At 48.3% G+C, this 16739-nt stretch carries 14 protein-coding genes; 7 read left to right on the top strand and 7 right to left on the bottom strand.

Annotated elements, in window-relative coordinates:
* Nucleotides 1-5: 5 nt before the first annotated feature.
* The 3 genes from N5E87_RS20565 (at nt 6) to N5E87_RS20555 (ending at nt 3893) form a co-directional block, all read left to right on the top strand.
* Nucleotides 6-3140, top strand: coding sequence for an efflux RND transporter permease subunit (locus N5E87_RS20565; RefSeq protein ID WP_279775825.1), 3135 nt, complete (start codon nt 6-8; stop codon nt 3138-3140).
* Nucleotides 3141-3249: 109 nt separating this feature from the next.
* Nucleotides 3250-3546, top strand: coding sequence for a hypothetical protein (locus N5E87_RS20560; protein ID WP_279775824.1), 297 nt, complete (start codon nt 3250-3252; stop codon nt 3544-3546).
* Nucleotides 3547-3593: 47 nt separating this feature from the next.
* Nucleotides 3594-3893: a hypothetical protein gene (locus N5E87_RS20555; RefSeq protein ID WP_011624555.1), complete on the top strand. Its 300-nt coding sequence runs from the start codon at nt 3594-3596 to the stop codon at nt 3891-3893.
* A 92-nt stretch (nt 3894-3985) separates the two neighbouring features.
* Here N5E87_RS20555 and N5E87_RS20550 read toward each other — a convergent pair whose 3' ends face one another.
* Complete coding sequence (locus N5E87_RS20550) at nt 3986-5593, bottom strand: AbgT family transporter (RefSeq protein WP_279775822.1); 1608 nt, start codon at nt 5591-5593, stop codon at nt 3986-3988.
* 453 nt (nt 5594-6046) lie between these two features.
* Between N5E87_RS20550 and N5E87_RS20545 the strand changes: the two genes are divergently transcribed.
* Genes N5E87_RS20545 through N5E87_RS20535 form a run of 3 tightly spaced genes read left to right on the top strand, consistent with a single transcriptional unit; the run spans nt 6047 to nt 8412 of the window.
* The gene (locus N5E87_RS20545; RefSeq protein ID WP_037423819.1) at nt 6047-6613 is read left to right on the top strand and encodes a LemA family protein; all 567 of its coding nucleotides are present in this window, start codon (nt 6047-6049) and stop codon (nt 6611-6613) included.
* A gap of 48 nt (nt 6614-6661) precedes the next feature.
* Entirely contained in the window at nt 6662-7690 is a 1029-nt protein-coding gene (locus tag N5E87_RS20540; RefSeq protein ID WP_099457215.1) for a DUF3137 domain-containing protein, read from the top strand.
* Complete coding sequence (locus tag N5E87_RS20535) at nt 7690-8412, top strand: lytic transglycosylase domain-containing protein (protein WP_037423814.1); 723 nt, start codon at nt 7690-7692, stop codon at nt 8410-8412. The genes N5E87_RS20540 and N5E87_RS20535 overlap by 1 nt, the downstream gene beginning before the upstream one ends.
* A gap of 111 nt (nt 8413-8523) precedes the next feature.
* Here N5E87_RS20535 and rlmJ read toward each other — a convergent pair whose 3' ends face one another.
* Together rlmJ and N5E87_RS20525 are read right to left on the bottom strand one after the other, a co-directional pair.
* Nucleotides 8524-9369 carry a 23S rRNA (adenine(2030)-N(6))-methyltransferase RlmJ gene (gene rlmJ / locus N5E87_RS20530; RefSeq protein WP_037423811.1) on the bottom strand — a complete coding sequence of 282 codons (846 nt, stop codon included), beginning with the start codon at nt 9367-9369 and terminating at the stop codon, nt 8524-8526.
* Nucleotides 9370-9461: 92 nt separating this feature from the next.
* Nucleotides 9462-11726 carry an EAL domain-containing protein gene (locus tag N5E87_RS20525; RefSeq protein ID WP_279775821.1) on the bottom strand — a complete coding sequence of 755 codons (2265 nt, stop codon included), beginning with the start codon at nt 11724-11726 and terminating at the stop codon, nt 9462-9464.
* A 265-nt stretch (nt 11727-11991) separates the two neighbouring features.
* Here N5E87_RS20525 and N5E87_RS20520 point away from each other — a divergent pair, with 265 nt between their 5' ends.
* Nucleotides 11992-12741 carry a class I SAM-dependent methyltransferase gene (locus N5E87_RS20520; protein ID WP_279775820.1) on the top strand — a complete coding sequence of 250 codons (750 nt, stop codon included), beginning with the start codon at nt 11992-11994 and terminating at the stop codon, nt 12739-12741.
* A gap of 109 nt (nt 12742-12850) precedes the next feature.
* Here the strand turns inward: N5E87_RS20520 and cyoE are convergent, their stop codons facing one another.
* The 4 genes from cyoE to cyoB are packed head-to-tail and all read right to left on the bottom strand — an operon-like array spanning nt 12851 to nt 16739.
* Nucleotides 12851-13783 (bottom strand): heme o synthase, encoded by a 933-nt coding sequence (gene cyoE, locus N5E87_RS20515; RefSeq protein ID WP_279775819.1) that lies wholly within the window; start codon nt 13781-13783, stop codon nt 12851-12853.
* A gap of 13 nt (nt 13784-13796) precedes the next feature.
* The gene (cyoD, locus tag N5E87_RS20510; protein WP_011627629.1) at nt 13797-14138 is read right to left on the bottom strand and encodes a cytochrome o ubiquinol oxidase subunit IV; all 342 of its coding nucleotides are present in this window, start codon (nt 14136-14138) and stop codon (nt 13797-13799) included.
* Entirely contained in the window at nt 14138-14758 is a 621-nt protein-coding gene (gene cyoC, locus N5E87_RS20505) for a cytochrome o ubiquinol oxidase subunit III (RefSeq protein ID WP_011718747.1), read from the bottom strand. The genes cyoD and cyoC overlap by 1 nt, the downstream gene beginning before the upstream one ends.
* Nucleotide 14759: 1 nt before the next feature.
* Nucleotides 14760-16739 carry a cytochrome o ubiquinol oxidase subunit I gene (cyoB, locus tag N5E87_RS20500; RefSeq protein ID WP_279775818.1) on the bottom strand — a complete coding sequence of 660 codons (1980 nt, stop codon included), beginning with the start codon at nt 16737-16739 and terminating at the stop codon, nt 14760-14762.

The raw sequence follows: 16739 nt of genomic DNA, 5'->3' as shown, positions 1-16739 counted from the left end.
TAGCTATGGCACGTTTTTTTATTGATCGCCCCATCTTTGCGTGGGTGATCGCCTTAATCATTATGTTGGCGGGGGTTCTGTCGATCCGATCCCTGCCAGTCTCGCAGTACCCCAGTATTGCGCCACCGACAGTGGTGATCAGTGCGAACTACCCAGGTGCATCGGCCAAAATCGTTGAAGACTCAGTGACTCAGGTGATTGAGCAACGTATGAAGGGTATCGACCACCTACGTTATATCGCATCAACCAGTGATAGCTTTGGTAACGCTTCTATTACCTTGACCTTTAACGCAGAAGCCGATCCGGATATCGCGCAGGTTCAGGTACAGAACAAGTTACAGGGCGCAATGACTTTGTTACCACAAGAGGTACAATCTCAAGGGGTTAACGTTAACAAGTCAAGCTCTGGCTTCTTGATGGTACTAGGCTTCGTTTCGACCGACGGTTCTTTAGATAAGGGTGACATCGCCGACTATGTGGGCGCTAACATCCAAGATCCTATGAGCCGTGTACCGGGCGTGGGCGAAATTCAGATTTTCGGTGCCCAATACGCGATGCGCATATGGTTAGACCCACTGAAACTGACCCAATACAACCTCACCAGCTTAGATGTGGTGAGCGCTATCCGTGCGCAAAACGCGCAGGTTTCTGCGGGTCAACTCGGTGGTACGCCATCACTGCCTGGACAAGAGTTAAACGCGACTGTATCGGCACAGAGCCGTCTGCAAACGCCAGAACAATTCCGCAAGATCATTCTTAAATCCGATACGTCGGGTGCGAACGTATTTTTGGGTGATGTGGCGCGTGTTGAACTGGGTTCAGAAAGCTATGCAGTAGAGTCTCTGTATAACGGCAAACCAGCTTCGGGTATCGCGATTAAGCTGGCAACCGGCGCTAACGCCCTTGATACGGCGGCAGCGGTTCGCGCTAAAGTTGAAGAGTTACGTCCCTTCTTCCCTGCGGGGTTAGATGTGGTTTATCCCTACGATACAACGCCATTCGTTGAGAAATCGATTGAAGGCGTAGTACACACTCTGCTCGAAGCTATCGTACTGGTGTTCGTTATCATGTACCTCTTCCTGCAGAACTTCCGTGCGACCTTAATTCCAACGATCGCCGTACCTGTCGTATTGTTGGGTACCTTTGCGATTCTGTCGGCAACGGGCTTCTCCATCAACACCCTCACCATGTTCGCTATGGTACTGGCAATTGGTCTGCTCGTGGACGACGCGATTGTGGTGGTGGAAAACGTTGAGCGGGTAATGGCCGAAGAGGGCTTAAGCCCACTCGAGGCGACTCGTAAGTCGATGGATCAGATTACTGGCGCGTTAGTCGGTATCGGTTTGACCTTGTCGGCGGTATTCGTACCTATGGCGTTTATGTCGGGTTCGACTGGGGTTATTTACCGTCAGTTCTCGATCACTATCGTTTCTGCGATGGCGCTGTCTGTGCTGGTGGCCTTGATTTTAACGCCTGCACTGTGTGCGACCATGTTAAAACCATTGAAGAAAGGCCATGGCCATATCGAAACAGGTTTCTTTGGCTGGTTTAACCGTGGCTTCGATCGCTTAACGAACCGTTACGAATCGAGCGTGGCTGGCATTGTGAAGCGTGGCTTCAGAGTCATGATGATTTACGCAGCCTTAGTTGTGGCTGTGGGCTGGATTTTCATGCGCATGCCAACAGCATTCTTACCTGACGAAGACCAAGGTATCTTGTTCACGCAGGCAATTTTGCCAACCAACTCTACCCAAGAAAGCACCATGAAAGTGTTAGAGAAAGTCTCTGATCACTATCTGGCAGAAGAGGGCGTGAGATCGGTATTCAGCGTGGCGGGCTTCAGTTTCGCGGGTCAAGGCCAGAACATGGGTATTGCCTTCGTTGGCTTGAAGGATTGGTCAGAGCGTGAAGCGCCAGGTATGGATGTGCAATCCATTGCGGGCCGCGCGATGGGCGTATTCAGCCAAATGAAAGAAGCCTTCGTATTCGCCTTCGTACCACCTGCGGTAATCGAGCTGGGTACGGCTAACGGTTTCGATATGTACCTGCAAGATAAGAATGGCCAAGGGCACGACAAGTTAGTCGCAGCGCGTAACCAATTGTTAGGTATGGCGGCACAGAATCCAAACCTCGTGGGCGTTCGTCCAAACGGTCAGGAAGATGCGCCAATCTATCAGTTGCATATCGACCACGCCAAACTGAGTGCCTTAGGCATTGAGATTGCGAACGTGAACAGCGTGCTCGCAACCGCATGGGGTGGCTCTTATGTAAACGACTTTATCGACCGTGGTCGTGTGAAGAAAGTTTACGTACAGGGTGATGCGCAATACCGTATGCAACCTGAAGACTTAGACACTTGGTACGTGCGTAACAACAAGGGCGACATGGTGCCATTCTCGGCCTTCGCAACAGGCGCTTGGGAATATGGTTCACCTCGTCTAGAGCGTTTCAACGGTCTACCTGCCATGAACATTCAAGGCGCAACGGCTCCTGGTTTCAGTACTGGTGCGGCGATGAATATCATGGAAGACATGGTGAAGCAGTTGCCACCAGGCTTTGGTATCGAGTGGAACGGCTTATCCTATGAGGAACGTTTATCGGGTAACCAAGCGCCAGCGCTGTATGCGCTGTCGATTCTGGTGGTATTCCTCGTACTGGCAGCACTTTATGAGAGCTGGTCTGTACCGTTCGCAGTAATCCTAGTGGTTCCGCTGGGGATTATCGGTGCCCTGCTGGCGATGAATGGTCGTGGCTTACCAAACGACGTGTTCTTCCAGGTGGGTCTGTTGACGACGGTCGGTTTGGCGACGAAGAACGCCATCTTGATTGTAGAATTCGCCAAAGAATTCTATGAGAAAGGTGCGGGACTTATTGAGGCGACCTTACATGCGGTACGTGTGCGTTTACGTCCAATTCTGATGACGTCACTCGCCTTCGGTCTGGGTGTTGTACCGTTAGCGATTAGTACAGGTGTAGGTTCTGGTAGCCAGAACGCCATCGGTACCGGTGTACTCGGCGGTATGATGAGTTCGACCTTCCTCGGTATCTTCTTCGTGCCGTTGTTCTTCGTGATTGTGGAACGTATCTTCAGTAAGCGCGAGAAGAAAGGTAAAGAAGAAAAGCCGACCTCGGCGGAGTAATCTAACCTAACATTATTAAAGCCCTGCACATGCAGGGCTTTTTGTTAGCGTATCGTTACTACGATGGATAGCCAGCATTAGCCAATTCAGGCATATTGACGGAATCATAATGGATAGGGAGCTTGGTATGTTGTTACAGGAACTTGCAGCGCTGGATAAAGCCATAGCCAAGGGAAAGTGGTTTTTTATCCTAGTGGTTGGCGTGTTGTTTTGGGGAGGCATGACCTCCCTCGTGGTCGCCACTATCCATTATTTCACCTCAGATACATCCTTTTGGGGCGAGTTAGCTCGGGCATTCTGTATTTATCCTGCGGCAGGTATTTTATTTGGTTGGTTTGACTGGGTGCGGCTACAACGTAAAAGAGATAGACTGCGCGCCGAATATTTTCAGCCGCATAATGAGTAACAGTGTGTTGGTTTAGGAGCAAAGTGGTGTCATCGGTGAGAGGTTTTATGACTAAGCAGCTTATTATGGCAGTCGTTTGCCATTGTATCGCGCTGGGCATGGTCGCCTATGGCGCCTATGAGTTTTATCTTGAGCAACTGGCCGTTCCTGAGCTGACTCGCCTCTTTGCCGTCGCAGTATTTTTTATTGGCATGGGGCTTGACCCTAATATGTTTTTTACTCCCCTCAACCAAGTGATGAGTCAGGCCGAGGATAAATCGCCTAAGGCAAAGTTACAGACTGTGGTGTTTAATCTGGGGGTTTTCTTGCTGATCTGTAGTTTTTTAATGGAATGGTTATACGACTGAAGTCGTTAATCCACCCAAGGATTCAAACATCAAAAAGGGCGTCGAGCTTAGCTTCGACGCCCTTTTTGTTAGGGATGTAGGCAAGCCTCGGCTTAAGGTGTGTAGTAAGTGGCTGCGCCTGGCCCCACAGGCAGACCAAAGCCAAACACCCACAGGAAGAAGAACGCCGTCCAGCCAACGAAAAACACTAAGGTGTACGGCAGCATAGTGGCGATAAGCGTGCCTATGCCAAGGTTTTTCTGGTAACGGCAAGCCACGGCCAAAATCAACCCGAAATAACTCATCATAGGCGTGACTAAGTTAGTCACTGAGTCGCCAATACGGTAGGCCGCTTGAATGGTTTCGGGCGCATAGCCGACTAACATCAGCATGGGCACAAAAATGGGGGCGGTAATGGCCCACTGGGCCGAAGCGCTACCCAGCATCAAGTTGATAAAGCCACAGATCATAATAAAAAACAGGAACAGGATTGGTCCAGTTAAGCCAATGGATTGCAGGGCATCTGCACCCAGCACGGCTAACACGGCGCCGAGATTACTCCAGTTAAAAAAGGCCACAAATTGCGCCGCAAAAAATACCAGTACGATATACAGCCCCATAGTGCTCATGCTGTGCGACATGGCATTGATAACGTCTTTATCGTTTTTAATGCTGCCAACGACCTTGCCGTAGACAAAACCGGGGATAGCAAAACAGATAAAGATAAAGGCGACGATGCCTTTGAGGAACGGCGACCCCGAGACTAGACCGGTTTTAGGATCGCGCAGTGGTGCACCCTCTGGCACGACTGACAGCGCAAGGATTACCGCGAGCACCAGCATAGATAATCCCGCCCACTTGAGGCCACGTTTTTCCAGCTCGGTGACATTGCCCATGGATTGGTGCACGGTTTCATCGGCATCATCGCCTTGATATTTGCCCAGTTTCGGCTCGACAATTTTCTCGGTCACAAAGGCACCGAGGAAAGTGATCACAAAGGTCGAGACAAACATAAAGTACCAGTTAACCTCGGGGCCGACGTTGTAGTCGGGATCGATCATCCGCGCCGCCGCCTCAGTGATACCCGATAACAGCGGATCGACAGTACCAAGCAATAGGTTAGCGCTGTATCCCCCTGATACCCCTGCAAATGCTGCGGCAAGCCCCGCCAGAGGATGGCGACCTAAGGAGTGGAAGATCATCGCCGCCATGGGAATTAATACCACATATCCAAGCTCTGCCGCGGTGTTTGACATAATTCCCGCAAACACGATAGTCACTGTCACTAAACGCTTTGATGTTCCCATAACGAGTGCGCGCATGGCGGCGGATAATAGTCCTGAACGCTCGGCGATACCCACACCCAGTAGGGCAACCAGAACCGTGCCCAAGGGGGTAAAACCGGTAAAGTTAGTGACTAAGTTGGACACTATCATCCGCAAGCCTTCGGCATTCATCAGGCTAACCACATGGATAAGTCCATCGGCACCTCGGCCGTGGGCGCCCTCGGGGCGTGGATCGGCCACCGTCAACTCAAAGTAACCAGCAATGCCAGACACCAGAATCACAGCGACACAAAATAGAGCAAACAGGGTAATAGGGTGTGGCAATAAATTACCTAACCGTTCGACAATATTCAGAAAGCGTACAAACCAGCCACTTGAGTTGATGTCATGTGGGGGCGGTGTCTTTATGGGAATATGATTGGATTTCAAACTCATGCCTTGCCTCTGTCGACCTTTGCTAGCGCATTTTTATCCGTGAGCTGAATCGATGCGGCGTGACTTGGCTGAGGAGCCTCTCGCTCAAGTGATTGGATTAACGCTAAGGTAAAAGTGAAAAAATTGGCCGAAAAGTATGATGCTTGTGCTTTAAATAAAACTTAAATGAGGCTAGAGCAGTATATAGGCAGATTTTGGATAAAAAAATGGACTCACGGGGAGTCCAGTATTCACGAGCAAAAAGGTTGCTCTAAACGTTGTGCAAATTAACTATAGCTTAGTTTTTCTGTATCCAAGCTGAATAATCTCGCTGGTCATTTTGTTGTTTAATGCTCTGACCAGAGTAGCTAAAGCTAATATTTCATTGCGTTAGCTATCGCTTTAGATGAAATTCTTGCTTATTTATGGTTAGCTGTAGCCATTAAAAACAATAATAAACACTAAGGATGGAAGATGGACAAACTGTTACTAGGATTAGCGCTGATTTTTATCGTGACCTATCTTTGGTATGTCAGCCTAGTCAAAAAACGCAATACCGCCCTTGAGGCTCTGTCGGGGATCGATGTGCAGTTGGCTAAACGCGCCGATCTCGTGCCCAATATCCTCAAAATCGCCAAGCGATTTATGGATCATGAAAAGTCATTGCTCACTGAAATTACTGAGCTACGCACGCAATTAACCCGTCATTACAACAAGACTGACCCCAATGCGGTTAAAGAGCATATTGCACAAGCCGAGCAGTTAAATGACAAAATGGCTACATTGATGGTTAATGTTGAAAACTATCCCGAGCTGAAGTCCGACAACACTATGCTTGAAGCCATGCAAACCTATAACGAGGTCGAAGCACATATTTCGGCGGCTCGTCGTTTCTATAACTCAGCGGTGTCGGAGTTAAATACAGCCGTTGAAATTTTTCCCGGGTCGATTATTGCGTCAATGGCTAAGATTAAAGTGATGCCATTTTATGAAGTCAGTGAGGCATCTAAAGCACCAATAGACGCGGCAGATTATCTGTAATCTTTAATATTTGCGGGGGTAAAATACCCCCGTAAAATAACGATCTCAATGAATATACTCACCTTTATCTTGGGCAGTCCCATCAAGGCACAGCGACAGACAGTAAAACTGTCGGCAGAGCCTGCGGATAGGGAGTCGCTGCAACAGTACTATGATTCCCACCTTGCACCGCTTGCCGCCCGTTATGAAACCAAGCGCGTAGCGAGCCTGAAGGCAGCACGTCAACGCTTGTATCTCAGTTTAGTGATTGTTGCAGGTCTCGTACTATTAACGATATTGGGACATAGCCGTGGGCTGGTGTTGTTTCCGCTACCAATGATTGCACTGCTGGTATTAGGTTTTTGGAGTTTTACCCCGACAAGGCAGTTTACGCGTCAAGTACAGCAAGAAATCTATCCCATCATGTTTAAGTATTTTGGTGAAGACTTTATCTATAATCGCGAGATGCGCCTTGATATGAATCGGCTCTCGGCGGCAAAAGTCTTACCTCATTACGACAAGGTGAGTTTTGGTGACTATATTCACGGTCAATACAAAGGGGTAGAACTAATCGTCAATGAGTTAACTCTGACCAAAGATGTGCGAGTGGAAGAGTGGGACGGTAATAAACGCAGAACCGTAACCCGCACTGAAACCCGTTTTCGCGGCACTGTGGTCGAGCTCAGTAGTCACAAGCAGTTTATCGGCCATACCGTGGTATTAAAGGATCGTGGCGGATTAGCGAATTTCTTATCCGACAGTCATTCGGGGCTGCAAAGAGTGCGACTAGAAGACCCCTTGTTTGAAAAAGAGTTTGATGTGTTTTCAACAGATCAAATTGAATCACGTTATTTGCTCAACACCGCTTTTATGGAGCGATTACAGCAACTGGCAAAGGTCTTTGCTGGTGATATCCAATGTGCCTTCTTTCGCAACCGGCTGATCCTATTTTTGCCCAATCGTAGGAGTCGTTTCCAAATGCGCTCTATCTTTGATAGTGCGAATTTTTCGACAGAATTTAGCCAGTTAAACCGTGAGATGAAGCAACTCTTTGCTATTATTGAAATACTTAAACTAAACGAATACACGGGACTTTGATGATAGCAATGCACCAACCACCTACTTACCTTAAGTCGATTGCGCTATATGGGCTCGGCTTATTGTTAACTTGGGGGAGCTTTGCAACCGTGTTCGCCGAAGAGGTCAAACCGACTAAGCCGCGCATTGTGGCGCGCTATTCTGACAGTGGCATCGTCAGCGCGGAAGGCCAAGAAAAATTTAAGGTTTATCAATATCAACAGGCCAATGGCGTAACGGTTTTTACCGATAAAGCGCCATCGAGCAGCGATTACCAAATCCTACTGTACGATTGCTTTGCTTGTCGCCCAGACTCGACTATCGATTGGAATGGTATTCGGTTGTTTACCCGTAATTACGAGAGTTTAATCAGCCGTGCGGCCCATAAACATCGGTTAGATCCTGCACTTATCCGTGCGGTTATCCATGCTGAGTCAGCATTTAATGCTAGAGCGATATCCCGCTCGGGGGCTATGGGATTAATGCAATTGATGCCCGAAACCGCCAAAGAGATGGGTGTGACTAATGCCTTTTTGCCAGAGGAGAATATTCTCGGTGGCAGTAAGTATTTGGCGCAAATGCTAAAACAGTTCAATGGGGATATTGCGCTGGCCTGTGCGGCCTATAATGCTGGGCCTACAACTGTGACTCAGTACAACGGTATTCCGCCCTATCCAGAAACCCAAGCCTACGTAGAACGGGTGCAAATTCTGCTCAAGCGTTACCGCAGCACTAAGGTATAAGGTTCGCTGTAACTATCGATATTCTGCTTTAACAACAAACGCAGCGGGACAAGTAAAGTATCCGCTGCGCTATGTTGCAGCTTCATAATGTTGAAGCCAATCTGGCTGAGCTTATTCGCCAACTTCCCATTTTACACTGACATGACCATCTGCTTGGCCTAAGGTTTTACCTAAGTAATCGAGCATTTCGGTAGCAATTTCATCCAGTTGCCAAGGTGGATTGATCACCCATAGTCCTGCGGCAGTCATGCCAAACTCGTTAGAATCGGGCTTGATGGCTTGCTCGATACGTAGTTGGCGCTTAATACCGCTAGTGGCTAAGCGGGAGAGCATTTCTTCTGTTTGCGCGCGGTTGACTACCGGATACCAGAGCATAAATACGCCCGTGGCAAAGCGTTTGTGCGCCTTGATTAACGTGTCGGCCACTGTTTGATAGTCGGTCTTAATCTCATAACTGGGGTCAACAAGTACCAGTGCGCGGCGCTCTAGTGGCGGTACTGCGGCAATCAGCCCTTTTAAGCCATCGCCTTTAATCACTTTAACTTGCTTATCTTGTTCGAAATACTCATCCAGTAGCAGATGATCGGTACCGTGCAGCTCGTGCAGTAGCATACGATCCTTTGGCCCAAGATCCATATCGATAAAGGCTGGCGAACCTGGGTAAAAGTTCAGTTCTTCTGGATTGTCTTCATTAAAATGACGCACCGCATCTATATAATCTTGCAAGGATTTGGGCAGATCGGTTTTGTCCCACAGTTTTGCTACCCCGTCGAGATATTCACCTGTCTTTTGGGCAAACTCATCCGTTAACGCATAACCGCCTGCACCCGCATGGGTGTCGATATACACGAGCGGTTTGTCTTTTTTATGCATTAACTGCAAGGTTTGCAGCAACATAGCGTGTTTCAGCACATCGGCATAATTGCCGGCGTGATAACCGTGACGGTAACTTAACATGGGGGATCCTAGTTATTTGCAAACAAAGCAAAGGGAGGCAAATGCATGTCGGCAATTATACCTAGGATGCCCTATGGCGTAAAATTAATGCCTCACTTCGCCCGTTTTTTATGGGTGAGCCAATGTGAAGGGGTTTGCATCTGGAAGGTTTTTAGCCAAAGCCCAGCGGGGGCGGGTTTACCAAATAAGTAACCTTGAAACTGTTCACACCCTAGTGCGGTCAGTTGCATTAATTGCGTTTCGGTTTCGATCCCCTCAGCAATGACATTCAGGTTTAAACTTTTAGCTAATAAAATTGCGGCGTTGACAATTTGAGTATGGCGCTCGCTAATGCCGAGCTGGCTGACAAAGTAGCGATCAATTTTGATTGTATCGGCGCTTATGTCAATCAGCTGGCTTAAGGAAGCATGGCCTGTGCCAAAATCGTCAATCGCAATGGATACGCCCATACGAGCAAGAGTGTTTAAACGTCTGCCAGTTTCTTTATATTTTGAAAATACTGAAGTTTCTGTAATTTCAATTTCTAATAATGGGATGAGTTCAGGATGATTCATATAGGTTTGGATCAAGACTTTAAAGAAGCGATCCGACAGTATATCTTGCCCTGACAAGTTGAAAGCTATCCTGACCATAGGGACATTTTTTGGCCAAGCACGGATCAGTTGGAGTAACTGTCTAAGCACTTTCATCGCAAAAATCGCCTGTAATTGTGACGACTCTATAATGGGGATAAAGGTGCTTGGCATGATCATGCTGCCGTCTTTATCGAACATTCTGGCGAGCGCTTCAAAGCTAATGATATGGCCATCAGCCATCACTTTAGGCTGTAACCACATTTCAAGACGGTTGTGTTTTAACGCATCGCGGATTTTACTTTCTTGCGAGGAGGCCTCAAGCAAATTGTTAATCAAACCAACGTAATACACCATGACAGGGTTAGCTTGGGTGGTTTGTTTGATGGCAATTAAGCATTGCTCGGCGGCTTGCTGCGGCGCGGATTTATTACCTGAACAGCAACCTATTCGACATTCGAGATGATATTCAATCTGCTGTTCTTGCTTCAGTTTTAAACTGGTTGGTATGCGTTGCCGCAATTGTTGTGCAAGCGTCTCTGGGGAGATTAACGGTAGTTCGGTGAATTCTAGGGCAAAGGATGCGCCCCTAAAGCGGTATATTTTGGCCTGATGGCCGACACGTTCTTTCAGTTCTATGGCAAAGGCTTTTAGAATTGCATCACCAACGCCGATCCCAAATGCGGCATTGATTTGGCTGAGATTATCTATCTTAACTAAAGCGACGGTCATTGCTTGATGTGTCGCGCTTGGAGCGGGGTTATACCAATGGTTCTCGTTGGGTAAACCCGTGACTAAATCATAATAATGAGTGCTGATATGGTGCTTTTTAAGTCGACTTAATTCAAGCGCATGATTGGTTTGCGCCGTGATATCGTGACAGTGAAATAACAAGGTATCGTGGTGCTCCAATGAGGCTTTTTGCAGGAGATATCGGCTGCCGCTATTGTGCCTTAAACGGGTATGGAATGAGGCGGCCAACAAATTCGTACTGGTATCTTGGTCCACTTCAAAAATATCACACAGGCGAGTGCGATTAAGTGTGACATCTCCTGCGATTTGTTTTGCCGCATTATTCAAGTTGAGGATCACTCCATCTTCATTACAGAAGAAGGAGGCCGTGCCATTATTGTCAAAGATTTCAGCATATTGATCTAAAGAGCGTTGCAGCGCGTGTTGATGCTGGATCATTTGCTGCGCATGGACTTTCTGGGTTTTTAACAACCGCATGGCTGACAACGGGATACAAATATTGAAAAACATAAACAACAGCCCGTTGAGGTAAGCGTGGGTCGCTGGCAGGCTAATATCTACATCGACAATAGGCGGGAGATTCTGGTTACGCAGTAGCAATAAGAAAGGCAGCACATTGAAGCACATCATCCAGAAGGCGACTTTTCGACCAAACAGGAAAAGCGCCATCAGCGGTAGCGTATACAGGAAGGTAATGCCTGCTTGCGACAAGGTAAAATCTGGAATAAACAACAGTATTGCCAAGCAGGCCGCGACCACCATGGCCAGCAAGCTGATTGAGCTCGCCAGCAAATACCGACGGGTAAACCATAATGCGAGAAATAAGACGGTTAAAAAACTGACCGTAATGCCAATAATAAAACTGAGGTTGAGTTCATATGCAATCAATGAACTGTGCAGCACTATGCTGGTGGTCAATACTGCACCACTTAGCAAAATAATCCGCAATAAACTGGTTTTTAATATGGTTCTATCAGGGTTTAAAAAGTCTTGCTCTCTGATAAACAAAAAACCTTTCAGCCAGTTAAGCAAAAAATGTCCTTATTCCATACGGAAGTCGCTAAGGTTGACTGGGAATAAGACATATAACATAAATCGCTAATTTGTTACATAAATAGATTTCTTCCATTATAAATCAGTCAATTACATTGTGATTGATGTTTGAGTTTTTATAGGAGCAGTTAGACAAATTGACCAACAACTTAATACTCGCAAACAAGGTGATTTGCTTGCATGTTCATCAAGGCGGTTCTTTGGCATAATGGCCGCAATTTCTACCCGTTAAACAGTGATCCCTTTGCCTATTCCAGTCTTTTTTAATCAGCAATTTCCAACACTTGTGGACATTTGTGCCCGTTGGCAACTGGTTTTTGATGTCGATGCGCCATTTGAATTGCGTTTTGAATCAGACACCTTGACGCTACATAAGCGCGATGAGCCTAAGCTCGATGGCATAGTTGTGGATTTTGTGACTGGCGCGGTTGCCCATAGACGCAAGTTTGGTGGCGGTCGTGGGCAGTCGATTGCTAAGGCCGTTGGATTAAAGCAGGGCGTTACGCCAAAAGTGGTCGATGGTACAGCGGGCCTCGGCCGCGATGCTTTTGTGCTGGCAAGCTTAGGCTGCACTGTGACTATGGTGGAGCGCCATCCTGTGGTGGCCGCATTATTAGAAGACGGCCTGCGCCGCGCCTATCAAGATGCCGAAATCGGCGACTGGATGCGTGAACGTATGCAGCTTTTCCATGGTTCTAGCCTCGAAGCACTCGCCAAATTGGAGCAAGAGGTTGATGTGGTCTACCTCGACCCTATGTACCCCCACCGCGACAAATCGGCCTTGGTTAAAAAAGAAATGCGGGTCTTCCAAACCTTAGTCGGTGCAGACCTCGACGCCGATGGATTGCTCGCCCCCGCTATGGCTCTAGCCAGTAAGCGTGTGGTGGTGAAGCGCCCCGATTATGCTGAAGACCTCGCTGGCGTTAAGCCCAGTATGGTTATCGAAACTAAGAAAAACCGCTTCGATGTCTATGTAAAATCGGCAATGAAGTAGTGCTCTTCATCCATTTTTAACGCCCTCTTGTCCCTTAGTTGTTGAGGATTAAGGCGATAAAAAAGCGCTAACCTAGGTTAGCGCTTTTGTTTTTGAATAAAGGTTATGTTTATCGCACTAAGGTAAACAGTGGGGTTTGACTGACCGCTTGAAAATCCAGCGCCATGGTTACACTGAGTGCTGTGATGGTAATAATTGAAAAACCAAACACTTGTCTGGCCCAACGTGGCATATCCACATCTTGACGATAACCTTTGAGGGCCATTGTTAGCCACCATAGGCTGGTGGCACAGGTCACGGCCATAAAGGCGGTGCCTGTGTAACCTGCGAGTGGCAGCATGGTGCTGACCAAGGCGAACACTGCGATATAGAGCACTATATGGTGCTTCGCCTTGGCCATCCCTTCGGCGACTGGCAGCACTGGGATCTTCGCGGCTGCATAGTCATTAAAGCGGAAAATCGCGATGGCGTAGGAGTGTGGCATCTGCCAGAGGCTGAACATCAGCAATAAAATCACTGCGCCCATATCCATTTGCCCCGTCACGCTGCAATAGCCCACCACGGGCGGTACTGCGCCCGAAAAGCTGCCGACTAAGGTGCCGTAAACCGAGTTTCGCTTCATATAGAGGCTATAAATCCCGACATACACGACATAGCCAATAGCGGCAAACAGCAGAGCTAAGGCATTGGTTAACAAGGCTAAGATGCAAAATCCAAGCACGCCTAAGGCGATGCCAAACAGCAAGACATGGCTTAGGGGGATTTCGCCCGTGACGGTGACGCGTTTGCAGGTGCGCTGCATTTTGGCGTCAATGTCACGGTCGATACAGTTATTAATCGCACAGCCTGAGGCGACGACTAAGGATAATCCCACTAAGCTTGCCAGCATCAAGACCAGATCCACATCGCCCTTAGCGGCCAATAGGAAGCCGCCAGCAACGGAAATCAGATTCCCGAAAATGATGCCAGGCTTAGTCACCTGTACATACCCTTTGAAGCGTGCTTTCCATTGCGTCGATGTCAATCTAGCTTGTGTGTTCATTTGCTGTGTCTCGTTACATCATCAAAGCGTTAGCTTCGAGAATGATCCATACCGACAAGCCAACCACCATCACGATGATCAGTGCGGTAAATAGGAAGGAGAAGGTGTTGATCTTGCCTTCCTTAGAGAAGTCCAAGTGCAGGAAGTACTTAAGGTGTACCAAAATCTGCACCAGTGCAGTGACAACGACGATGGCAAGCGTCGTCGATTGCTCGAAGTGATGGGTCATTACCGCCCAGAATGGGATGGCAGTTAACACCACTGACAGCACAAAACCGACTAAGTAGGACTTGATGCTGGCGGCTAGATCGTCTGCGCCATGGCTATGATCATGCGAATGAGTATGTGTGCTCATTACAATGCTCCCAATAAGTACACAACGGTGAATACGCAAATCCACACGATGTCGAGGAAATGCCAGAACAAGCTTAAGCAGCTCAGGCGAGTGATGCTGCGGTTGCCTAAGCCCGTTTTGGCGACTTCAATCATCATGATTGCCATCCAAATTAACCCTGCGGTCACGTGCAAGCCGTGCATGCCCACTAAGGTGAAGAAAGATGACAGGAAGGCGCTGCGTTGTGGGCCGTTGCCGTGTTCGATCAGGTGATGGAACTCATAGACTTCCATGCCGATAAACACACAGCCCAGTGCAAAGGTAATGGCTAACCAAGTAAGGGTTGCCGCCTTGTTGTGGCGCTTAGCGAAAATCAACGCGAAACCATAGGTAATACTACTGAGCAGCAGGGCTGCCGTTTCGATCAGCACAAAGTCCAGTTCGAAAATGTCTTTACCCGATACACCGCCGTCGGTGTTCATATAGAGCACGGCGTAGGTGGCGAATACCGATGCAAACAGGATGCAGTCGGTCATCAGGTAGAGCCAAAAACCAAACAGGGTGTTGCCACCCGTGTCATGGTGCTCGTGGTGCTCCTCGGCGTGAGCAACTTCTAAATCAGCTGGGATTGCAACACTCATATCAGCCCCTTACTACATTGTTTAAGTGAGCATTTTCAATGCGTGCCACTTCATCGGGTTGAACGTAATAGTCGACATCGTTGTTATAAGCACGGAATAAGAACACGATAAACGCGCCCACCATGCCCACAATCGCGAGCCACAGAATGTGCCAAATCGCAGCAAAACCAGCGGCAGTAATGCCCAGCGCCATTAAGATACCGCTTGGGGTATTTTTCGGCATATGGATTGGCTGATAGTGTTTGAGGCGTTGATACGCTGTGCCTTTTTCTTTGGCATCGGTAAAGGCATCGATATCAGACACTTGTGGCAACTTAGCAAAGTTGTAGAACTGTGGTGGTGATGCGGTTGACCATTCCAGCGTGTGGCCATTCCATGGGTCGCCCGTGGTGTCACGGTTTTGGTCGCGGTCACGGATACTCACGTACAGTTGCACGAATTGCAGAATGATACCGACCATGATGATGCAAGCACCCACGGCAGCGATATAGATCCACATGTTCCATGCTGGGTTATCAATGTAGTTGATACGGCGAGTCATACCCATAAAACCGAGTACATACAGCGGCATAAAGGCCACATAGAAACCAATCTGCCAGCACCAGAATGACGCTTTACCTAAACGCTCATTTAAGTGGAAACCCGTCGCTTTCGGGAACCAGTAAGCAAAACCAGCTAAGTAACCGAACACGGCACCACCGATAATGGTGTTATGGAAGTGAGCGATCAGGAACAAGCTGTTGTGCAGTACGTAGTCGGCGCCAGGTACGGCCAATAATACGCCCGTCATACCACCAATGGTGAAAGTCACCATAAAGCCTAAGGTCCACAGCACTGGTACAGTTAAGCGCAAGCGGCCGCGGTAAATAGTGAACAACCAGTTAAACAGTTTTACCCCAGTTGGGACCGCAATCACCATGGTCATCACGCCGAAGAAGGCGTTGACGTTGGCGCTAGAGCCCATGGTAAAGAAGTGGTGTAACCACACGATAAAACCGAGGATCGAAATCGCGCCACTGGCCCATACCATTGAGGAATAGCCGAACAGACGCTTAGAGGTAAAGGTTGAAATCACATCCGAGAAGATACCGAACGCAGGTAAAATCAGGATGTACACTTCAGGGTGACCCCAAGCCCAGAACAGGTTGATATACATCATGGCGTTACCACCACCATCATTGGTGAAGAAGTGGAAACCCATGTAGCGATCGAGTGTTAACAGTGCTAAAACCGCGGTCAGGATCGGGAACGAAGCCACGATCAGGATGTTGGCCCAAGTACAAGTCCAAGTGAAGATTGGCATTTGCATCAGCTTCATGCCTGGAGCGCGCATCTTAAGCACAGTCGCGATAAAGTTGACCCCAGTTAAGGTTGTCCCTATCCCCGAAATCTGTAGCGCCCAGATATAGTAATCGACCCCGACACCCGGACTGTAAGCCAGCTCAGACAAAGGCGGATAAGCCACCCAACCGGTACGGGCGAATTCACCTAAACCTAATGAAATATTGATCAGCACGGCACCAGATGCGGTTAACCAGAAGCTGAGGTTGTTCAAGAAGGGGAAGGCAACGTCGCGGGCACCGATTTGCAGTGGCAGCACTAAGTTCATTAGACCGATCATAAATGGCATCGCCATAAAGATAATCATGATCACGCCGTGGGCAGTGAAGATTTGGTCGTAATGTTCTGGCGGCAGATAACCTGCGGCGCCATTGGTGGCCAGTGCCTGTTGGGTACGCATCATGATGGCGTCGGAGAAACCGCGGATCAACATGATGAAGGCAAGCACTATGTACATGATACCGAGGCGTTTATGGTCAACCGAGGTTAACCAGTCGTGCCAAAGCACGCCCCATTTTTTGTGTTTAGTGATCAAGGCTGCGACGTACAGGCCTATCACGGCAACAACCGCAAGGGTCACCATGATGATAGGCTCATGATACGGGATCGCATCTAAGCTTAATTTACCGAGAAAAGACAT

The organism is Shewanella sp. GD03713, from assembly GCF_029843705.1.
Classification (GTDB): Bacteria; Pseudomonadota; Gammaproteobacteria; order Enterobacterales; family Shewanellaceae; genus Shewanella.
Note: the sequence above shows the minus strand (reverse complement) of the source record. Positions and strands in the feature narration are given on the sequence as shown.

Bases quoted from the DNA above. Each gene is read 5' to 3' on its own strand.
- N5E87_RS20565 (WP_279775825.1), top strand. From the start codon at position 6: ATGGCACGTTTTTTTATTGATCGCCCCATCTTTGCGTGGGTGATCGCC.
- N5E87_RS20560 (WP_279775824.1), top strand. From the start codon at position 3,250: ATGGATAGGGAGCTTGGTATGTTGTTACAGGAACTTGCAGCGCTGGAT.
- N5E87_RS20555 (WP_011624555.1), top strand. From the start codon at position 3,594: ATGACTAAGCAGCTTATTATGGCAGTCGTTTGCCATTGTATCGCGCTG.
- N5E87_RS20550 (WP_279775822.1), bottom strand. From the start codon at position 5,593: ATGAGTTTGAAATCCAATCATATTCCCATAAAGACACCGCCCCCACAT.
- N5E87_RS20545 (WP_037423819.1), top strand. From the start codon at position 6,047: ATGGACAAACTGTTACTAGGATTAGCGCTGATTTTTATCGTGACCTAT.
- N5E87_RS20540 (WP_099457215.1), top strand. From the start codon at position 6,662: ATGAATATACTCACCTTTATCTTGGGCAGTCCCATCAAGGCACAGCGA.
- N5E87_RS20535 (WP_037423814.1), top strand. From the start codon at position 7,690: ATGATAGCAATGCACCAACCACCTACTTACCTTAAGTCGATTGCGCTA.
- rlmJ (WP_037423811.1), bottom strand. From the start codon at position 9,369: ATGTTAAGTTACCGTCACGGTTATCACGCCGGCAATTATGCCGATGTG.
- cyoE (WP_279775819.1), bottom strand. From the start codon at position 13,783: ATGAACACACAAGCTAGATTGACATCGACGCAATGGAAAGCACGCTTC.
- cyoD (WP_011627629.1), bottom strand. From the start codon at position 14,138: ATGAGCACACATACTCATTCGCATGATCATAGCCATGGCGCAGACGAT.
- cyoC (WP_011718747.1), bottom strand. From the start codon at position 14,758: ATGAGTGTTGCAATCCCAGCTGATTTAGAAGTTGCTCACGCCGAGGAG.
- cyoB (WP_279775818.1), bottom strand. From the start codon at position 16,739: ATGTCTTTTCTCGGTAAATTAAGCTTAGATGCGATCCCGTATCATGAG.